At 38.2% G+C, this 18,695-nt stretch carries 20 protein-coding genes; 16 read left to right on the top strand and 4 right to left on the bottom strand.

Translation table 11 applies throughout. The features are described 5' to 3' along the window. Nucleotides 1-124: 124 nt before the first annotated feature. Genes ACJMLD_RS03440 through ACJMLD_RS03430 form a run of 3 tightly spaced genes read right to left on the bottom strand, consistent with a single transcriptional unit; the run spans nt 125 to nt 2,923 of the window. Entirely contained in the window at nt 125-1,135 is a 1,011-nt protein-coding gene (locus ACJMLD_RS03440) for an acyltransferase (protein ID WP_405267994.1), read from the bottom strand. Nucleotides 1,136-1,180: 45 nt separating this feature from the next. Continuing rightward, on the bottom strand, nt 1,181-1,612 hold the full coding sequence (locus tag ACJMLD_RS03435; protein ID WP_405267993.1) for an acetolactate synthase: 432 nt from the start codon (nt 1,610-1,612) through the stop codon (nt 1,181-1,183). A gap of 9 nt (nt 1,613-1,621) precedes the next feature. Then, nucleotides 1,622-2,923: a phenylacetate--CoA ligase family protein gene (locus ACJMLD_RS03430; protein ID WP_405267991.1), complete on the bottom strand. Its 1,302-nt coding sequence runs from the start codon at nt 2,921-2,923 to the stop codon at nt 1,622-1,624. A 202-nt stretch (nt 2,924-3,125) separates the two neighbouring features. On the opposite strand from ACJMLD_RS03430, the gene ACJMLD_RS03425 reads away from it, so the two are divergent. The 6 genes from ACJMLD_RS03425 to ACJMLD_RS03400 all read left to right on the top strand — a co-directional run bounded on the left by ACJMLD_RS03425 (nt 3,126) and on the right by ACJMLD_RS03400 (nt 6,852). Beyond that, nucleotides 3,126-3,836 carry a DUF2162 domain-containing protein gene (locus ACJMLD_RS03425; protein WP_405267989.1) on the top strand — a complete coding sequence of 237 codons (711 nt, stop codon included), beginning with the start codon at nt 3,126-3,128 and terminating at the stop codon, nt 3,834-3,836. Between the two features lie 14 nt (nt 3,837-3,850). Then, nucleotides 3,851-4,495: a MotA/TolQ/ExbB proton channel family protein gene (locus ACJMLD_RS03420; protein ID WP_405267987.1), complete on the top strand. Its 645-nt coding sequence runs from the start codon at nt 3,851-3,853 to the stop codon at nt 4,493-4,495. Between the two features lie 4 nt (nt 4,496-4,499). Further along, a complete protein-coding gene (locus tag ACJMLD_RS03415) occupies nt 4,500-4,820 on the top strand; it encodes a DUF2149 domain-containing protein (RefSeq protein ID WP_405268024.1) in 321 nt (106 codons plus the stop codon). Between the two features lie 104 nt (nt 4,821-4,924). Further along, on the top strand, nt 4,925-5,242 hold the full coding sequence (locus ACJMLD_RS03410) for a transcription factor S (protein ID WP_405267986.1): 318 nt from the start codon (nt 4,925-4,927) through the stop codon (nt 5,240-5,242). Further along, nucleotides 5,224-6,060 carry a 4Fe-4S binding protein gene (locus tag ACJMLD_RS03405; RefSeq protein ID WP_405267984.1) on the top strand — a complete coding sequence of 279 codons (837 nt, stop codon included), beginning with the start codon at nt 5,224-5,226 and terminating at the stop codon, nt 6,058-6,060. Before ACJMLD_RS03410 ends, ACJMLD_RS03405 begins: the two co-directional genes overlap by 19 nt. Before the next feature lie 261 nt (nt 6,061-6,321). Further along, nucleotides 6,322-6,852 carry a hypothetical protein gene (locus tag ACJMLD_RS03400; RefSeq protein WP_405267982.1) on the top strand — a complete coding sequence of 177 codons (531 nt, stop codon included), beginning with the start codon at nt 6,322-6,324 and terminating at the stop codon, nt 6,850-6,852. A gap of 140 nt (nt 6,853-6,992) precedes the next feature. On the opposite strand, the gene ACJMLD_RS03395 is transcribed toward ACJMLD_RS03400, so the two are convergent. Further along, on the bottom strand, nt 6,993-8,231 hold the full coding sequence (locus ACJMLD_RS03395; protein WP_405267980.1) for an alanine/glycine:cation symporter family protein: 1,239 nt from the start codon (nt 8,229-8,231) through the stop codon (nt 6,993-6,995). A 410-nt stretch (nt 8,232-8,641) separates the two neighbouring features. On the opposite strand from ACJMLD_RS03395, the gene ACJMLD_RS03390 reads away from it, so the two are divergent. From ACJMLD_RS03390 to ACJMLD_RS03345, 10 genes are all read left to right on the top strand, one after another. Next, nucleotides 8,642-9,706: an NAD(P)-dependent alcohol dehydrogenase gene (locus tag ACJMLD_RS03390; RefSeq protein ID WP_405267978.1), complete on the top strand. Its 1,065-nt coding sequence runs from the start codon at nt 8,642-8,644 to the stop codon at nt 9,704-9,706. A gap of 265 nt (nt 9,707-9,971) precedes the next feature. Further along, nucleotides 9,972-11,528 (top strand): ClC family H(+)/Cl(-) exchange transporter, encoded by a 1,557-nt coding sequence (locus tag ACJMLD_RS03385; RefSeq protein ID WP_405267976.1) that lies wholly within the window; start codon nt 9,972-9,974, stop codon nt 11,526-11,528. After that, complete coding sequence (locus tag ACJMLD_RS03380) at nt 11,529-12,029, top strand: nitroreductase family protein (protein WP_405267975.1); 501 nt, start codon at nt 11,529-11,531, stop codon at nt 12,027-12,029. It begins immediately after the preceding gene. A gap of 92 nt (nt 12,030-12,121) precedes the next feature. Then, nucleotides 12,122-12,982, top strand: coding sequence for a Cna B-type domain-containing protein (locus ACJMLD_RS03375; protein ID WP_405267973.1), 861 nt, complete (start codon nt 12,122-12,124; stop codon nt 12,980-12,982). A gap of 169 nt (nt 12,983-13,151) precedes the next feature. Next, complete coding sequence (gene mch / locus ACJMLD_RS03370; RefSeq protein WP_405267971.1) at nt 13,152-14,123, top strand: methenyltetrahydromethanopterin cyclohydrolase; 972 nt, start codon at nt 13,152-13,154, stop codon at nt 14,121-14,123. Between the two features lie 131 nt (nt 14,124-14,254). Next, a complete protein-coding gene (locus ACJMLD_RS03365; protein WP_405267969.1) occupies nt 14,255-14,971 on the top strand; it encodes a DUF4013 domain-containing protein in 717 nt (238 codons plus the stop codon). Between the two features lie 105 nt (nt 14,972-15,076). Further along, complete coding sequence (locus ACJMLD_RS03360; protein ID WP_405267967.1) at nt 15,077-15,910, top strand: DUF4013 domain-containing protein; 834 nt, start codon at nt 15,077-15,079, stop codon at nt 15,908-15,910. Nucleotides 15,911-16,017: 107 nt separating this feature from the next. Then, nucleotides 16,018-16,563, top strand: a complete 546-nt coding sequence (gene rbr, locus ACJMLD_RS03355) for a rubrerythrin (protein ID WP_405267965.1) — start codon at nt 16,018-16,020, stop codon at nt 16,561-16,563. Nucleotides 16,564-16,656: 93 nt separating this feature from the next. Beyond that, on the top strand, nt 16,657-17,202 hold the full coding sequence (gene rbr, locus ACJMLD_RS03350) for a rubrerythrin (protein ID WP_405267963.1): 546 nt from the start codon (nt 16,657-16,659) through the stop codon (nt 17,200-17,202). A 78-nt stretch (nt 17,203-17,280) separates the two neighbouring features. Continuing rightward, on the top strand, nt 17,281-18,690 hold the full coding sequence (locus ACJMLD_RS03345; protein ID WP_405267961.1) for a nicotinate phosphoribosyltransferase: 1,410 nt from the start codon (nt 17,281-17,283) through the stop codon (nt 18,688-18,690). Nucleotides 18,691-18,695 lie beyond the last annotated feature (5 nt).

Here is an 18,695-nt window from a genome sequence, read left to right as displayed (position 1 = left end):
AATTAAATTAACTCCCAAATTTTAAAAGATATTTATTAAGTAGCTTAAATTTTGAATCCGCCGTCACATTTGATGACTTGACTGTCTAAGAAGGTCATTCATCACTTGCTAGAATATGGTATGCTTAACCTCTGAATAATTTCAGCATGCCATGATTCAGATTTTTCTTCTCCAGAAAGTCAAGAATTTTGTTTTGTATGTAGGTTACACAAAGCGCGCATGTCACTACCATGAAAAATGTCACAATCCAGTCCAGACCTACAAAAATCAGGGGGATGACTGTTATGAATAGGGCATGCCACAGATAAATCCACAGTGATGATTTTGAGCAGAAAGTGACAAATCTGTTGCCTTTAATGTCTATTCTTTTGAATATGCTGAATAACAGGAATGATACAAATAGCGCATAGCTGATATAGTAGATTCTAGGAGGATATTTCATTATTTGTGTAAATTGAACAGTGCCTGTTGTTGTATAGAGTATATGCCCGACGATTAAAAGGGTCGCTAGGAATATCAGTGAAATATTCCTGTCAGTTTTATAGCTTGTCTTTGTGGCTATCATTCCGAGAAGGTATATTATTCCATAAGGGATAACATAAGCTAAAATAAATTCAAAAATAATGTTCATTTCGTTTATCTGCAGGAATATTGCTATTTCATATAGGACATATATTACAAGCAGAATTAGAAATTGCAGATAGTCGCTTTCAATCTTGTCAAAGTAATAGATTACCGGAGTGATGAATGCGCAAATGAGGAATATCCTTATAATCCATACGTATTTCATTCCGTCTAGTAGCAAGAAGCTGCTGATTATATAATCTGTGGAATATGGATAGATTCCATCTATTGGGAATAGGGACATTACTGCGAAAAAAATGATTAGAAAAATCCATGTAGGCAACAGCAGCCTTTTAATTCTTTTCCAATAGAAATTCAAAAACGATTTGTCTTTTTCAAGGCTTCTTTTGAATGAGCCGACTGCAAGATATCCGGAAATGAGAATCATCAGCGGAACATCAAAATTCCTGATTTGCAGGAGGGTCTGGTCGGGGCATAGATGCGCAAATATAATGCAAAAGAGCCCAATGACCTTCAGATAATCGATGAATGCAATTCTATTGGTTTCCATTTTTTCACTGAATAAATAAAAAGGAAGATAATTGGAAAAATTATCTTATAAGTTGTATACGTCATCGGCAGAAACGATTTTGATGTTGTTTTCTGTCAATACGGAAATCAGATTGTCGATGTCGTCTGCATGAAGCAGCAATATGGCTTTGTTCACCTTATTGTGTGTAAATGCATAGAGATATTCCAAATCAATTCCGTTGTCTTTGATGACTTTTAGAACGCTTGTCAATCCTCCAGGCGCATCACACATCTCAACACCGATGATTTCAGTTATCTTAACAAGGAAGTTCTTTTCTTCCAGAACCTCTTTTCCCTTTTCAGGGTTGTCCACAACCAATCTTAAAATGCCGAATTCTGAAGTGTCGGCCATGCACATTGCCCTAATGTTGACGTCATGTTCAGATAGCACCTCCAATGGCTTTGATAGGCTGCCCATTCTGTTCTGTAAAAATATTGATAATTGTTTGATTTTCATGATAATCACCTAATGCAAGTTTCTCTCATCAATAACCCTTTTCGCTTTTCCCTCAAATCTTGGCAAGGTCTTTGGCTCAACCAGTGTTACTTTCACGCGGATTCCGGTTTCGTTCTCGATTGATTTGGCTATCTTATGTTGAATCGCCATCATTTCCTTTACGCCGTCAAAGAAGATGTTCTGGGATGCTTCCACTTTCACTTCGATTTCATCCAGGGTTCCAGGTCTTGTAACTATAATCATATAATGAGGCTCTACTTCACCGATTCTAAGCAATGCTTTTTCGATTTGTGATGGGAAAATAGCCACGCCTTTCACTTTAATCATATCGTCGGATCTGCCGGTAATTCTGCTCATCCTTGCATGGGTTCTGCCGCAGCTGCATTTTTCGTATGTAATTTTGGTCAGGTCTTTTGTTCTAAATCTGATGACCGGCATTCCTTCCCTTTCAATATTTGTCAGGACAAGCTCTCCAGGCTTTTCAGCGCCTATTACTTTGCCGGTATTTGGGTCGATGATTTCGGGGTAGTATATGTCTTCTGCAATGTGCAGACCGTTCTGCGCTTCACATTCCACGCCAACGCCAGGTCCCATGAGTTCGGTCAATCCATAGATGTTGTATGCTTTGCAGCCGAAGAGTTCCTCCACTCTCTGTCTGATTTCTTCGGTCCATCCTTCCGCTCCAAATCCGATGGCCTTGATTCCAAAATCTTTTGGGTCAAGTCCGTCTTCAAGGGCAACTTCCCCAATGTGTATTCCATAGGATGGGGTAAAAATCAATCCGGTGGTTCCGAAATCGTTCATGATTTCAATCTGTCTGCGGGTCTGGCCTGTTGAAATCGGAATGATTGTCGCGCCGATTTTCTGACATCCGTAGTGAACTCCAAAACCGCCTGTAAACATTCCGTATCCGTGTGTATTCTGCAGGATGTCGTCTTCACCGAGGCCCATCATGGTAAGTCCACGTGCGGTGGTTTCGCCCCAGGTATCCAAGTCTTTTGAAGTGTATCCTGACACCACCGGTTTTCCTGTGGTTCCGGATGATGAATGCAATTCTTTGATTTCGGATATGTCAACAGCAAACAGTCCAAAGGGATAGCTTTCCCTTAAGTCATCTTTTGTAATGAATGGAAGCTTTTCAATGTCCTTTAGAGTCTCTATATCTTCTGGAAAAACTTCAGCTTCAGTATACCTCTTATTGTAATATGGTATCTTGTCAAATGCTCTTTTTACGGTTGCCTGAAGTTTTTTTAACTGTAGTTCTTCAAGGTCTTGCCTTGGCATGGTTTCAATTTCTTCGTTCCAAAACATGTTTTGCCTCATTAATTTTTAATATTAATTATTTTATTTTTTTCAAAACTTAAAATTTACTAATAATTATTTAAATTATTAAAAAGAAATATATTTTTGATGTTCTTTTCATTGCACATCGCTATTAAAAAATTTATATACTTTGTTATAGTAATAATAAATTGTAATTAATTAAATTTGAATTGATTATGGGGAAATTGATATGGATATGATGAGTGTTTTATGGCAAGTTGGTATTTTTGCGTCAGTCCTTGTTTTTGGAATAAAGATAGGATTGGCGTCAGGTTTGGCAAATCTACCTAAAAAACTGTTTGCGGCAATCTGCATCGCATATGGTGGAGGAGTTATTCTTATTTCATACATCGCTTCATTTTTTGCAGACCAACTTATCCAAGCAATCTATAGTTATAATACAATATTCTACATCATAATGGCTTCAATAATGATCATTGCAGGCCTCTTTACAATAAGGGAATGGAAAATACATGACAAGAACACTTCAACTGCAACTTCACTGGCTATCATTGCTCCTTGTCCATGCTGTTTCGGTTCAATTATTGCAAGCGTTTTGATTGTTGCGCCGACTATCGGGGTCAGCTCACTTGATTTGAGCTGGTATGCCGCAGCAGCACTTGTGGGCGTTATGATTGTGACTTATTTTGCATCAAATACTATAGTAAAATACATCAACAAGCCTTATCCTGTTGTTTTGGGCAATTTCATGCTTTTGCTTGGTGCGTATTTCCTGCTTTCAGCAATTGTCATTCCAAACATTGCCGGAGCATTGACAAAAACCACAAGTCCTATTACTATTGGTTCTCCTCAAGACATACTCATGGTAATATTAGCGTTTGCTATTCTAATAGCGGGCGGTATTATTTTAAATAAAAACGGAAGAAGTATTTTAGAATAGATTTAGGTGAAAAAATGGCTTTAAATATTCCTGGTGGTGAATTTTTAACTGGTTCCCTTGATGTAATCTCACAGAGCTTAACAATTCCTGTATTGATTATATTGCTTGTAATTGTCATCATCTCCATTATTACATTAGGTGGGGCCATTGCAGAATATACTTCTAGAAAAAAGGTTCCTGTAGGAACCATTAGAGACTTAATATATGATATTAATGCGGCCGAATCTGTTGATGCTCTTAAAGGTGTAATTTCAAGAGCTAACATTCCTAAAGCTCAAAAAAGGGCTTTAATGGAAATTGCATCTTCAGAGTCTTTAGGAAAAGACTCAAGAGAAGCATTGGCTCGTAAGCTATTTGAATTTGAAGAGGAAAAAACTTTATCCACATTGCAGAAAACCGACATCATTACCCGTATCGGACCTACCTTAGGTTTGATGGGTACATTAATTCCGATGGGTCCGGGTCTTGCCGCTTTAGGCGCCGGTGACATTAACACTCTTGCAAATTCCTTAACTGTCGCATTCAACACTACTATTGTAGGTATAGGTTCCGGTGCATTGTGTTACTTTATTGGAAAAGTCAGATCAGGATGGTATGACAGATATCTGTCCGATTTGGATGCTTTAATGGATGCAGTCCTTGATTATATGAATAAATAGTGATATTATGCCGAGAAAAAGTAGTCGAAGGCGAACTAAGAGGGTTGAGGAAGACCCGATGGCAGGTACATCCAACCTAGTGGATGCAATGCTTGTTATTGCTGTTGGATTTCTTGTGTTTGTTATCATAAGCTGGAACATGCAGGCAATGATTGACCCGAGCCAGAATATTCATGACCAGATGCAGAAGATGACTGAAGTTGACCAGGGTCAGGAACTGAACGAAACTCCAGACACTTCAAACAGTTCAGGTCAGGGATACACTGAGATGGGTAAGGTGTATAAGGACCCTGCTACAGGCAAGCTGATAATGGTGGAAGGTTGACCCTTTCACATTCAAACTTTTTTTAACTATTTTTTTCAACCGATTATTTTATTTACTTGTTTTACTAAACTAATACTTACGAATTTTTAATGGTGTTTTGTGATATGGAATTCTGTCCTGATTGTGGTGCAATGCTAATGCCAAAAAAAGGTGTCATCAGATGTAGCTGTGGCTATGAAAAGTCATTAACTGATGAGGATTTGGAGGAGCAGTACCACATGGAAGGTGAAACCAATCCTGAGACAAAGGTGATTGTCACCGATAGGGATAATGTTGCCCTGCCTACAACAACAATAACCTGCTATAAGTGCGGCGGGACAAAGGGCTACTGGTGGACAGTTCAGACAAGGTCTGCCGATGAGGCTCCGACCAATTTCATACGCTGCGCAAACTGTGGAAACACATGGAGGAGTTCAAACTGAATATTAAAACGCCAATAATAATGGAAGCCATATTCATTGTTATAGCTGTCGTAATGTATCTGGTCACTTCAAATACATTTTTCATATTCAATTTCCTCTATATCGGTTCAGCCATTTCCATTGGATTGTTTTTCATGGCAAGAAATAACAGATATGCAAGAAATATTATATTGCTGGCAGTTGGAAGCTATCTATTTTTTTATGTTGGAATTTTAGGTCATGAAAACTTATCCATGAGTGGATTTTGGTATTACTTATTTTTAGGTGTTTTTGAAGCGGCGGTAGTTCACTTTTTAGTTGCAAAGATTCTTGGACCTCTTTTGTTTGGCCGTGGATGGTGCGGATATGCATGCTGGACTGCGATGGTGCTGGATCTGCTTCCATATAAGACTCCACAGAATCCCAGAAAAAACTGGGGATATATAAGATATGTGCTGTTTGCAGGAATATTGTGCGGTGTAGTTTCACTGTTTGTTTTGAAGCTTTCCAATTTGGATTTGATAATATACTATTTGTTCATTGCCGGAAATCTAGCTTATTATGTTGTTGGAATCATATTGGCATATAAGTTAAAGGACAACAGGGCATTCTGCAAATACGTCTGTCCGATAACTGTGTTTTTAAAGATATCCAGCTATTTCTCACTTTTAAGGGTGAAAGTTGATGAAGACTTGTGTGTTGATTGCGGCAAATGCATTAAGTCATGTCCGATGGATGTTCATATGCTTGATAATTCAAGAAAAAGAGAAAACGCAACGGAATGCATATTATGCCTTAACTGCATTCACAGTTGCTCAAAGGATGCATTGAAATTATAAGTTCAGGAAATGACACTTCACTTGCGAAAATTAAATTCCTCTTCATAATGCCCAATTTAACAACCAAGATAATATAATCTGTTTCAGAATATATGAATATGGGAAGTCCAGGTTAAAACAAGGAAAAACACCTGGAGAAGCTTCTATTACTCTTTTCTGACAATAGCTTATTTTTTTGATTTTTATCGTGCATGTTTTACAATAAGTTTATATGAATATTTCAATAAACCATCTATTATCTATGATTTGGAGGAAAAAACAATGAATCTAAAAAGAATTTTGTTATTTACAGCAATATTAATGATAGCTATTACTTCATTGAGCATGGTTAGTGCCGGATGGTTTGATAGCGATATAGAAGCAGATACCTTTAAATTTGCAGGAATTGACGGATTTTCAGATAATAATGCCGATATTGATAATGGTGTTCAGCTAATAAGCGATGACAACGGTTTACTGAATACAATAACCGTAAGGGAAATACAAAAGGACGAATATGACCATATTGTAAAAAGCGAATCACCTGCAAGTCTATTTGTAGACATGAATGTAACCGAATATAAGGATGGTGAAGAGGTCAGCAGCGGACCGGCCGAATTTGAATTGCTAAAGACATATGATGAAGACGGCGTAAATATAGTGGTTGAGAAATTGGTGACCAATCATCAGTATACAACTGGAGTATTTGAAAAGGACGGATCATACTATTGCGTTCAAATAATGGGTTCAGATTCACCGGATGACGACATCCAGACAGTTAAGGACATTAAGGATTCATTAGAAAAAAAGTAATTTTTTAGATCTTTAAATTATTGATGTTGTGGAATGGGAGTTTTCCACAACCGTTATCTTTTTTTTTAAATTAAAATTCAGTTCACATATTGCTATTGAACTTACTTTTTAAATGTGGGAATGTGTTCTGGAAATGATAGCTATTTCCAGAAATCAAACTCCTCTTCATTCAGTCCTATGGAAGCTGCCTTGAAGACAGGCTCTTTTCCTAATTTCCTTTGTGCTTCGTAGTCTTTAAGACAGTCGATTGCGATTTTACCTAGAAGCACACAGACAGGCAGGTTGATTAGGGTCATGCCTCCCATAGTGATGTCTGCCATAGCCCAGGCGGCATCCATGGAAATGGTAGCTCCTATAAAGACAACGAATGCACACAGTGCGTGGAACATTTTCATGAATCTTTCTGAAGGCTTTGTTTTGCCGTTCAAGAAAATCAGGGCATTGTCTACGTAATAGAGATTTCCAATCAATGTGGTAAATGCAAAGAGCACCATCGCAACTGTGATGAATATTGGGCCTATACTGCCGAATACGGTTGCGATTGCATTCTGTACATATGGAGCTCCTGAAACAACTGGACTTATAGGTATTCCAGTGGAAAGGCACATCAATGCGGTAGCAGTACACAAAAGCAATGTATCAATATAAACGGATAAGGTCTGCACCAGGCCCTGCTTTGCAGGATGTGTCACGTTTGCGGAAGCGGAAGCGTTTGGAGCTGAACCTACACCCGCCTCATTTGAGAAGAGTCCCCTTTTGATTCCATAAACCATACAAGAACCGGCCACCCCGCCGAATATTGATGTGAAATCGAATGCATCCTTAAAGATTAGGGCAAACATTGCGGGGATGTGCTGGATATTAAACAATATCACTATCAGTGCAATGGCAACATAGGCAAGTCCCATGAACGGCACAACTGTACTTGTAATCTTGATGATTCTTTTGCCCCCTCCAAGAAGACAGTATCCTGTTAGAATGGCCAGTATTGCACCGATTATGATTGGGGTTGTGGTCGGGTTATAAAATGGGTATTCAACAAATGTGGACTGGAGGTTAAATGAGCAGAGCATATTGAATCCTACTGCATATGTCATAATTAAAAATAAGCAGAATAGAATGGCCAATTTTTTATTGTTCAAGCCCTCTTCGATATAATATGCCGGACCACCATAGGCATGGCCGGTATGGTCCCTTTGCTTGAAGACCTGAGCCAGCGTACTTTCAATGAACGCTGAAGACGCACCTATAATACACATCAGCCACATCCAGAAAACTGATCCCGGACCGCCGAGACAGATTGCTGTAGATACTCCTATGATATTTCCTGTCCCTACCCTTGAAGCGGTGGATACCAGCATTGCCTGCAGGGAGGACACGGCACCCTCTTCTCAGGAGGTTCCAAAAGAATTCTAAGAGATTCACCAAAGAGCCTAATCTGCACCCCCCTTGTTTTAAAAGTGAAATACAATCCCGCTATCGCCATTACGATAATCAGGATTGGAAAGTACATCACGTCATCGATTTGATTTAATAGCATTGCAATATTAAACATAAAAACTCATCCTTTAGTTCAATTCGAGTTTGAACCATATTTTTTATATTGTTAGATTTATTTTTCATTACATAATAATTTATTGAATTGGTTCAAAAATGGTTATGCTTTTTTCAATCATATGAATATTATTCAATTTATTAACAATATTTAAATAATTATTAAGGTAAATATAATATTACAGTTGATTAAATTTTAATCAGCTTCTAAAAAATTTTTTAGGAGACAAAAATTATGAGAGGACTTGCAAGAATCGATCAAGATGTAATGGACTGGGTTGAAAAGGACAAACCGGAATGCGGACCATATGATGCAATTGTAAAGCCAATCGCACTTGCACCATGTACTTCTGACGTTCATATCGTCTGGGGAAACGCTTACATGAGCGACGCTCCAAACCGTATTTTAGGTCACGAAGCTACCGGTGTTGTTGAAGAAGTCGGAAGCCACGTAAAGGACTTCAAGCCTGGTGACCGCGTAATCGTACCTGCAATCACTCCTGACTGGCTGACAGTTCCAGGTCAAGAAGGATTCGGTCAGCACTGTTACGGAATGGGTACAGGAATGAGCTTCATCACTTTCAAGGACGGAACATTCGCTGAACACTTCCATGTAAACCTTGCAGACGGTAACCTGGCACACTTGCCTGACAATGTTTCAGTAGACAAAGCGGTAATGATATCAGACATGATGACTACAGGTTTCTACGGCGCTGAACTTGCTGACATCAAACCTGGGGACACTGTAGCTGTATTCGGTATCGGTCCTGTAGGACTTATGGGTGTAGCAGGAGCACACTTCATGGGAGCATCAAGAATTCTTGCTGTAGGAAGCAGACCAGTATCAGTAAAAGTCGCAAAAGAATACGGTGCTTCAGACATTGTTGACTATCACGACGGTGACACCGTACAACAGATTATGGACTTGACTGACGGCAAAGGTGTAGACAAAGTAGTTGTCGCCGGTGGTGGCGCAAGCGCTGTCGGAGAAGGACTTGAAGTTCTCAAAGTAGGCGGTACATTAGGTAACGTAAACCACTATGACGGCGTAGCGGAAATCCCATTGCCTGCACTTGCATGGGGAGCAGGTCTTGCAGACAAGACAATCCGTGGTGGAGTATGTCCTGGTGGACGTGCCAGAATGGAACAGCTCGTAAAATTGGTAGAATACGGCAGATTCGACTCAAGCAAATTGATCACTCACAGATTCACCAACTTCGATGACATCTACGAAGCTATGATAATCATGAGGGACAAACCACGTGACTTGATTAAACCTGCTGTCATTTTAGACGATTAAGGCTATAATTTATTTTATAGCTTTTTTTTACTTTTTTTTATTACAATAAATTTTAACTAGTTTGCATTAGCTAATGCTATGGCCCGCAAAAGCTTCAACGAAAAATTGCATGACTCTAAAGGCATTTCGAAAATAGATGTAATCGATGATAAGAAATCCATCCGGAAAAAGGCCATCTAATCTACACAAAAAGCAGAAAGAATATTCGCTATTTTGTAGAGGATTTTGAAAATCATTTATATGATTTAGAATAATATTATTATTAATGAAAACTCTTGAAAAAACATTGAAATCCGTAAGTGAAAATCCTAAATATATCTTCCGTTTGACAATTCAAGGTGTAATGGTGGGTATATTTGCAGGATTGATGGTATGCCTATATAGATACCTGCTTTACGGTTCTGAACATGTTTTAAGAGAGTATTTGAGTGTAATCAATGGAAATTTGATATATACTGTTCTGTTTTTTATCGCTCTGGCTATTATGGGGCTTTTGGTTGATTTGTTGACAAAATGGGAAATCGATTCAGCCGGAAGCGGAATACCTCAGGTCTATGCCGAGATAAAGGGACACATGGAAGCCAATTGGGCCAAGGTGCTTTTCTCAAAGATTGCTGCCGGTGTCTTGACAGCCCTTGGCGGTCTGTCCTTAGGTCCTGAAGGCCCGTCAGTTCAGATTGGGGGTATGGCAGGAAAAGGCGTTGCCAAATTGTTTAAGGGATCCAAGACTGATGAGCTAAGGTTGATTCTTGTCGGTTCGGCTGTCGGTATCACTGCTGCATTCAATGCGCCATTGGCAGGTGTGATATTCGTTTTTGAAGAGATAAATCACGGATTTGACAAGACTCTGGTTTTCATTGCTATGGTATCTGCAATAGTCTCTGACTTCATATCAAAGATAATTTTCGGCCAGTCCACTGCGCTGACATTTCCGATTCACAATATTCCCCTTGAATACTACTGGCTTTTAATCGTTTTAGGGGTTATAATCGGTCTTTTGGGATATGTTTACAATGTTGGAATGATTAAATCAAGCGATTTTGTGGCAAATTTAAAAATTCCATCCTGGCTCAAGTTTGTTTTGGTATTTCTGGTATCTGGCGTTGTGGCGCTCACCATTCCTGAAATCAGTGATGGCGGACACTTTATGATGGACATCCTTGATGTTGCAATGCCTTCATTGGGCGTTTTGGCATTATTGCTTGTATTGAAATACCTGTTTTCAATGTTTTCATTCTCATCAGGCGCTCCGGGAGGAATATTTTTGCCTATTTTGGTACTGGGTGCATATATCGGAGCGGTATTCGGTTCTGCTGTTGTTCCAATCTTCGGGTTTGAGCATGACCTGATTTATAAGTTTGTCGTAATCTCAATGGCGGGATTTTTCGCGGCAACCGTAAGGTCTCCAATCACCGGCGTTGTCCTGATAGCCGAGATGTGCGGTTCGACAGAATCGTTGGTTGCAATGATTATCGTGTCTCTGATAGCTTATGTGGTTCCTACACTTTTAGGAAACGAGCCGATTTATGAGTCATTATATGACAGATTACTGTTGAATAAAAATAGGGAATTTGTTAAAAAGCCTTCAAAACATGTATTGTCAGAGTATTTGGTGCCTTTGGACTGCAATTATATTAATTTTAAAATCAAGGACATTCCATTTCCAAAAAATGCTATTGTCGTATCCGTTATAAGAAACGGCAAATATGTGATTCCGACAGAAGATTTCCACATCAGATATAGTGACCAAATACATGTATTGACAGATGTAAACGACTATCCTTATGTGAGGGAAGAAATTGAAGAGCTGTTCGGTGGTTAAATGAGTGTAATCTTTAAAAGAAAAAGCGTTAGAAAATTCAAGGATGAAAAGGTAAGTGATGAGCTTATTGAAAATTTGCTAAAAGCTGGAATGCAAGCACCTTCATCTTGCAATTCACAGCCTTGGGAATTCATTGTAGTTTCTAAAAAGGAGGATAGGAAAGCCATTTCCAAAATGCATAGATTTGCAACTCCTGCAGCTAATGCATCTCATCTGATAATTACTTTGGGAAATCTGAATGAGGCGAAAGTCCACAGGATGATTGAACAGGATCTCGGAGCCTGCAACGAAAATATATTATTGCAGGCTACTCACGAAGGGCTTGGTGCCGTGTGGCTGGGATTCTATCCGATTGAAGATAGAACCTTGAAATTGAAGGAATATTTGGAAATTCCCGATTACTGCATTCCATTTTCGGTAATATGTGTCGGATGGCCGCTTAGGGAAGGTGAAGTAAAACTACGCTATAATGAAAGTAAAGTTCATTTTGACAGATATTGACTTTTTTCCATCCTCTTTTTTTGATGAAGATTCAATTTCTTCAAATATCTTTAAATATATCTTCGATAGATATCCAATATCATTGAATATTAATGGGGGTATTTAAAATCCTAAATAAAAAGATATTTTCAATATTGGTAATAGCAATCTTCCTGATTATTTCTCTAGGCGTTATTTCAGCTGCAGACGACCCTGATGACTCAGGCGTTGAAGCGGATGTTGAAAAAGTTTCAAAATCAAAAGTGATTTCAGTTAAGATTGATTGGGATGACAGCGGAAAAGCCAGCGAAAGACCCGATCAGGTTAAAGTAGATCTTATAAAGGATGGTGCAGTCGTCGACACTGTAGTCCTGGATGAATCCAATTCCTGGAAGGCTTCCTTTAAAGCTCAGGATGATGACGGAACTTTCGAAGTTCAACAGGCAACAGACCTTAATGATTATTCAACCACTTTATCAGGAAATGCAGATGATGGTTTCATTATAAAGAATAAGATTTCAGAAGATGTCTTAAGCGCTAGTGATGATGAGCAATCTATTCAGGATGCAAATTCAACAGATGATGAAGTTGATGATACCGAAACTGATGGTGCAGACGATGTCGCTACTGATGATGAAACTGATGGCGCTGATGAGGAAGTGGCTGATGATGGTGAAACCGATGACGGTGCCGATGCAGATGCAACTGAAACCGATGATGCAGACCTAGAAGATGGCACTGCTGACGATAATGCTCCTACCACAGGGAATGTCGTTGAAAAGAAAACCGATAAGGATACAAATAAGAAAACTACAAAATCAACCAAAAAGCCGGTAAATAAAGAAAAAGAGAAAAAGCCTGTTAAAAAAGACAAAGTTCCTAAAGACAAATATGTCAACACAGGGCTTCCGATAATGGCTTTGGTAATAGTGTTGATAGTTGTGGCATTTGTTCCGTTCTATCGTAAAAAATAGATGATTTATCTAGGTAAATGATTTTTTCATTTACTTCTATTTCTTTTTTTAAATAATTTTCATTGTTCTATTCAACAATTCATTGAGGCAAATATAAATAAGAATAACAATAAAATCTTTATCAGTAACTTAATATTTTTTAAGTTAATACTTATATGAGGTTAAAACTATGGTAAGTGTAAACATAGAAGCTAAAAAAACCGTAGATGTAATGATTGAAAAAGCAGATGAATTGAACATCGCTGTAGAAACTTTAGAAAACGGTGCTACTGTTTTAGATTGTGGTGTAAATGTAGATGGAAGCTTTAAAGCAGGAGAACTTTATACTAAAGTTTGTCTTGGCGGACTTGCTGATGTTGGAATTTCAATTCCTGGAGATTTATCTGAAAAATTCGCACTTCCTTCAGTAAAGATTAAAACTGACTCACCTTCCATTTCAACCTTAGGTTCCCAAAAAGCAGGTTGGTCAGTATCTGTAGGAGATTTCTTTGCATTAGGTTCCGGCCCTGCAAGAGCAATATCATTAAAACCTGCAGAAACCTATGAAGAAATTGGATACGAAGACAAAGAAGCTGATTTGGCTATTTTAACTTTAGAAGCAGATGTATTGCCAGGTGAAGAGGTTGCCCAATATATTGCTGATGAATGTAATGTTGACGTTAAAAACGTATACTTGCTTGTAGCTCCTACATCCTCTCTTGTCGGATCCATCCAAATTGCCGGAAGGGTTGTTGAAAACGGAACCTACAAAATGCTGGAATTCATCAAATTCGATGTTACCAAAGTCAAACATGCAGCAGGTATTGCACCAATCGCACCTGTCGACCCTGATGGACTTAAGGCTATGGGTAAAACCAACGATGCAGTATTGTTCGGTGGAAGAACCTACTACTATGTTGAATCCGAAGAAGGCGATGATATTGCTGCTGTAGCTGCTCAATTACCATCTTCTGCTGCTGATGGATACGGTAAACCATTCTTTGATGTATTTAAAGATGCTGGATTTGATTTCTATCAAATCGATAAGGGAATGTTTGCTCCTGCAGAAGTTGTAATCAACGATTTGACTACCGGTAAAATGTATAAGGAAGGATTTGTAAACGCTGACTTGCTTAAAAAATCCTTCGGCATTGATGAATAAATTTATTCATCATTTTTCTTTTCTTTTTTTTTAATTTCAACAATAACCTTTATATACTATAATATTTTATATTAATATGACACTTTTAATGGAGTGTATTTTTATAAAATAATTTAAAATAGGTGAAAAATATGAGTTTAGGTGAAATTTTCTCAGATGCGTTAAAATATCCGTTTTCTGACATTACTAACTTTCTTATCGTAGGTGTTCTTGCAGTTCTTGCAAGCTTATCAAGTGTTGTGGCTTCATTTGGATTTCAGGAAGGCGCTATTGCACTTCTTGCTACCATAATAGGTTTTGTTTTTACTTTAATTCTTTCAGGATATGGTGTTGAAGTAATCAAAAAAGGTATAGAAGGGTCAAATGCTTTCCCTGATATTGATTTAAAAGGAAATTTAATTGATGGTATTAAGGCTTTAATCATAGGTATTGTTTATATGATTATTCCATCTATCATTGCTATAGTCTTAATGCTTGTCTTTGGAGTTCTTGGCGCCGGACTTGACCATGTTGTCGGTTCATTAGGTATAGCTTCAATCATCATTATTATATTATTCATTTTATTCGGAATATTTGAGATTGTTGCTTTGGCCAAATTCGCTGACACCAAAGATTTAGGAGCAGCATTAAACATCGGCGGAGTTTTAGAAGATGCTAAAAAAATTGGAATCTTAAAAATCATCATATTCGTAATCATTGTGATGATCATTGCAGTACTCGCAACCCTAATCATCAGCTTATTTGCTGCTATCCCATATATCGGAGTAATTATAGCAACTCTCGTATTAGGCGCATTTGCAACACTGTTCGCTAACAGAGCTTTAGGTTTATTATATGCTGATGCATAAATAAATCTACTTTTTTTCTTTTTTTTTACTTAAGATTTAAATACTATCTTGTTTAAAAGTAATATGTACTCTTATCATGAGTAATAATTTTAAAGGTGTATAATAATGGAAATTTTAGATATTATCAAAGAATCATTCATTTTTCCATCAAACAATTTAGAAAAGCTAGCAATTTATATTGTGCTGTCATTCGTTTTAGGTTTATTTGCTGTAGGCGGAGTATTATCAATTTATTTAGCATCCGAAAGCTCCAGCATATACTTTATTCTTACAGCTATCTTATTCCTTATCTCATTGATTATAGGATTAATCATTACCGGTTATCAGGTATATATTGTAAAATCCGGTATCGATATGGATGATAAGGCTCCTGAATTCGATTGGAAAAATGATATCGTAACTGGTATAAAGATGATAATTGTCAACATCGTATACATGATTATTCCTTCCATCCTTGTTGGAATTGTCGCATTGATTGCAAATGTTCCGGGAAATGTTTTGCAGATGGCTCAGGAAATGTCTGCAAATTCTGCTAATGTGACTGCAGTTGCAAATTCAACCAGCGCATTGGCATCCGTTTCAGATGCCACAATGGCTGCATTTGGAACTTCAATAGCTATCACCGGTATGGCTGCTGTCATTTTGTTCATCATATTTGCATTCTTCCTCACTATCGCTGAGGCAAGACTGGCCAATACCGGCAGCTTAGGCCAAGGTCTTAACATTCCTGAAGTGGTAAAGGATATCTCAAAAATTGGCGTTGGAAAAGTCATTGCTGTTTTCCTTTTAGTATTTGTCATAATAACAGTAATCCAAACTATCATAAGCGTTTTATCAGGTATCGTACCGCCGTTGGCAATTATTTCACTTATAGTAACCCCATACCTTACATTCTTCTCTAGCAGGGCTACCGGGTTATTGTATTCAGACATCGCTTAAGGAAATCAATTGGATTTCCTTATTTCTTTTCTTTTTTTTGTTCAAAATTTTTTTTAAAAAACTTTTTATTTGATGAAGCCTATACTATTAGTATTGGAGATGTTATTATGTCTGATTTAAAAGGTACAAAAACTGAAGAAAATTTAAAAGCAGCATTTGCTGGCGAGTCCCAAGCACATACCAAATACCAATACTTCGCAGCCAAGGCTAAAGAAGAAGGCTATGTTCAAATCCACGATATTTTCATGGAAACTTCCAAAAACGAAAGAGAACACGCTAAAATCTGGTTCAAATTCTTGCATGATGAAGACATTCCAGACACAATAGCTAACCTCAACGCAGCAGCTGACGGTGAAAACGAAGAATGGACTGCAATGTACAAAGAATTTGCAGAAACCGCTAAAGAAGAAGGATTCCCTGTAATCGCTTTCTTATTTGAAAAAGTGGGAGCTATCGAAAAAGAGCACGAAGAAAGATACAGAACCTTACTTGCAAACGTTGAAAACGATGCAGTATTCAACAAAGACGCAGATATCGAATGGAAATGTGAAAACTGTGGATTTGTATTCTCAGGTCCTAACGCACCTGAAAAATGTCCTGTATGCGGACTTCCAAAAGCACACTTTGAAGAAAGAGCTACCAACTTTAAATAAGCTCTCTTTTTTTTATTTTTTTTATAGTTACTGACTTGTAACCAAATATTTATATATCATTATTTTAAATTACTAATCTACGGAGATGATAACATGGCAGATTTAAAAGGATCTAAAACCGAAGAAAATTTAAAAGCAGCACTTGCTGGCGAATCTCAAGCACGTGTAAAATATGAATTCTACGCATCTCAAGCTAAAAAAGATGGCTATGTCGAAATCAAAGACATTTTCCAGGAATCATCCGATAATGAAAAGGAACATGCTAAAATCTGGTTCAAACTCCTCAACGGAGGCAAAGTGCCTGACACTTTAACCAACCTTGCAGATGCGGCAGCCGGAGAACATGAAGAATGGACCGCAATGTATAAGGAATTCGCAGAAACCGCACGCGAAGAAGGATTTGATGACATTGCAGCATTATTTGATGCAGCAGGAGCTACCGAAAAGGCTCACGAAGACAGATACAATGCATTATCTGACAAAATCAAAGCAGGCAAGGTCTTTAAGAAAGATGAAGAAATTGCTTGGAAATGCAACAACTGCGGATACATCCATTATGGAACCGATGCTCCTGAAGTATGTCCGTTATGCGACCACCCGCAAGCACACTTCAGAAAACAAGATACTAGTTACATCTAGTTTCTTTTCTTTTTTTTCTTTTTTTCAAAACATTTATATGATATAACAATCTAATATTTACTTTAAAAAAGTGATATTATGATTGAAAACAATATTTGTCTTTTAACGGATAGTTACAAGGTGACTCATCACTACTTTTACCCTAAAGGAACTGAAAAGATATATTCATACCTTGAAAGCAGGGTCGGTGCTGAGTTCAACAAAACAGTTTTTTACGGACTTCAGTATATCCTTAAAAAATATCTGGAAGGGGCCGTTGTAACACAGGAAAAAATTGATGAGGCTGACAGGCTGATTTCAGCTCACATTGGCGAAGATATTTTCAATCGTAAGGGTTGGGAATATATATTGGATGAGCATGACGGAAAACTGCCGGTCGAGATAAAGGCCGTCAGCGAGGGGACCCCTGTAGACGTCAGCAACGTATTGATGACAGTTGAAAATACTGACAAAAAATCATTCTGGTTAGTGAACTACTTGGAATCCCTTTTGCTTCAGGTATGGTATCCGTCAACCGTTGCAACACTCTCAGCAGAAGTCAGAAAGCTTTCTAACTTCTATCTTGAAGTGACAGGATCTTCAAAGGACAATCGGGATTTCATGCTTCATGATTTCGGATATCGTGGGGCAACATCAACAGAATCATCAATGCTGGCAGGATCAGCCCATCTGTTAAGCTTTTCAGGTACCGATACAATTCCTGCCCTGACAGTTCCTGAAAACTATTACAATGACCCTAATCTCTATGGCTTTTCAGTCCAGGCAACAGAACACAGCGTAATGACTTCACTTGGTCCTGAAGGTGAGATGGACCAGATTTTGAATGTCATAGACAAAGCCAAAAATGGAATATTGTCCATTGTAATCGATTCCTACAATTATAGGAACTTCCTAACCGAAGCCACAATCAAAGGTTCAGACCTGAACAGGGCAATCAACGACTTCCTTAAGATTGAGGGAAACAAGGTGGTGTTCAGGCCGGACAGCGGTGAGCCTGTTTCAACAACCATTGACTGTTTGAATATGCTGGAGGAGGGATTCGGATCATATCAGACCGATAAGGGATACAGGGTATTCGACTCCAATATCGGCCTTCTGTGGGGAGACGGCTTGGACTACCAGAAAATTCGTGACATACTCTTTGCCATGAAATCCAATGGATGGGCTGCCGAAAACATAATCTTCGGTATGGGCGGAGGACTGCATTCCACAGTAAACCGCGATACCCAGAGAAATGCCTTCAAATGTTCAGCCCAATTGAGAAACGGCGAATGGCATGACATATTCAAGAATCCTCTTGATTCAAGCAAAAAATCAAAAACCGGAAGATTCAAGCTTATCAATGAAAATAATTCCTTCAAAACAATCCTTATTGATGAGGATGGTGAGGATTGCCTTCGCACAGTATTTAAGGATGGGGAACTGTTGGTTGAAGATAAATTTAGTGATATTAAATCAAGGGCATTAAATTATTCAAATTATATTTGAGGTGA

The organism is Methanobrevibacter sp., assembly GCF_045112895.1.
In the GTDB taxonomy this organism is placed as follows: domain Archaea; phylum Methanobacteriota; class Methanobacteria; order Methanobacteriales; family Methanobacteriaceae; genus Methanocatella.
Note: the sequence above shows the minus strand (reverse complement) of the source record. Positions and strands in the feature narration are given on the sequence as shown.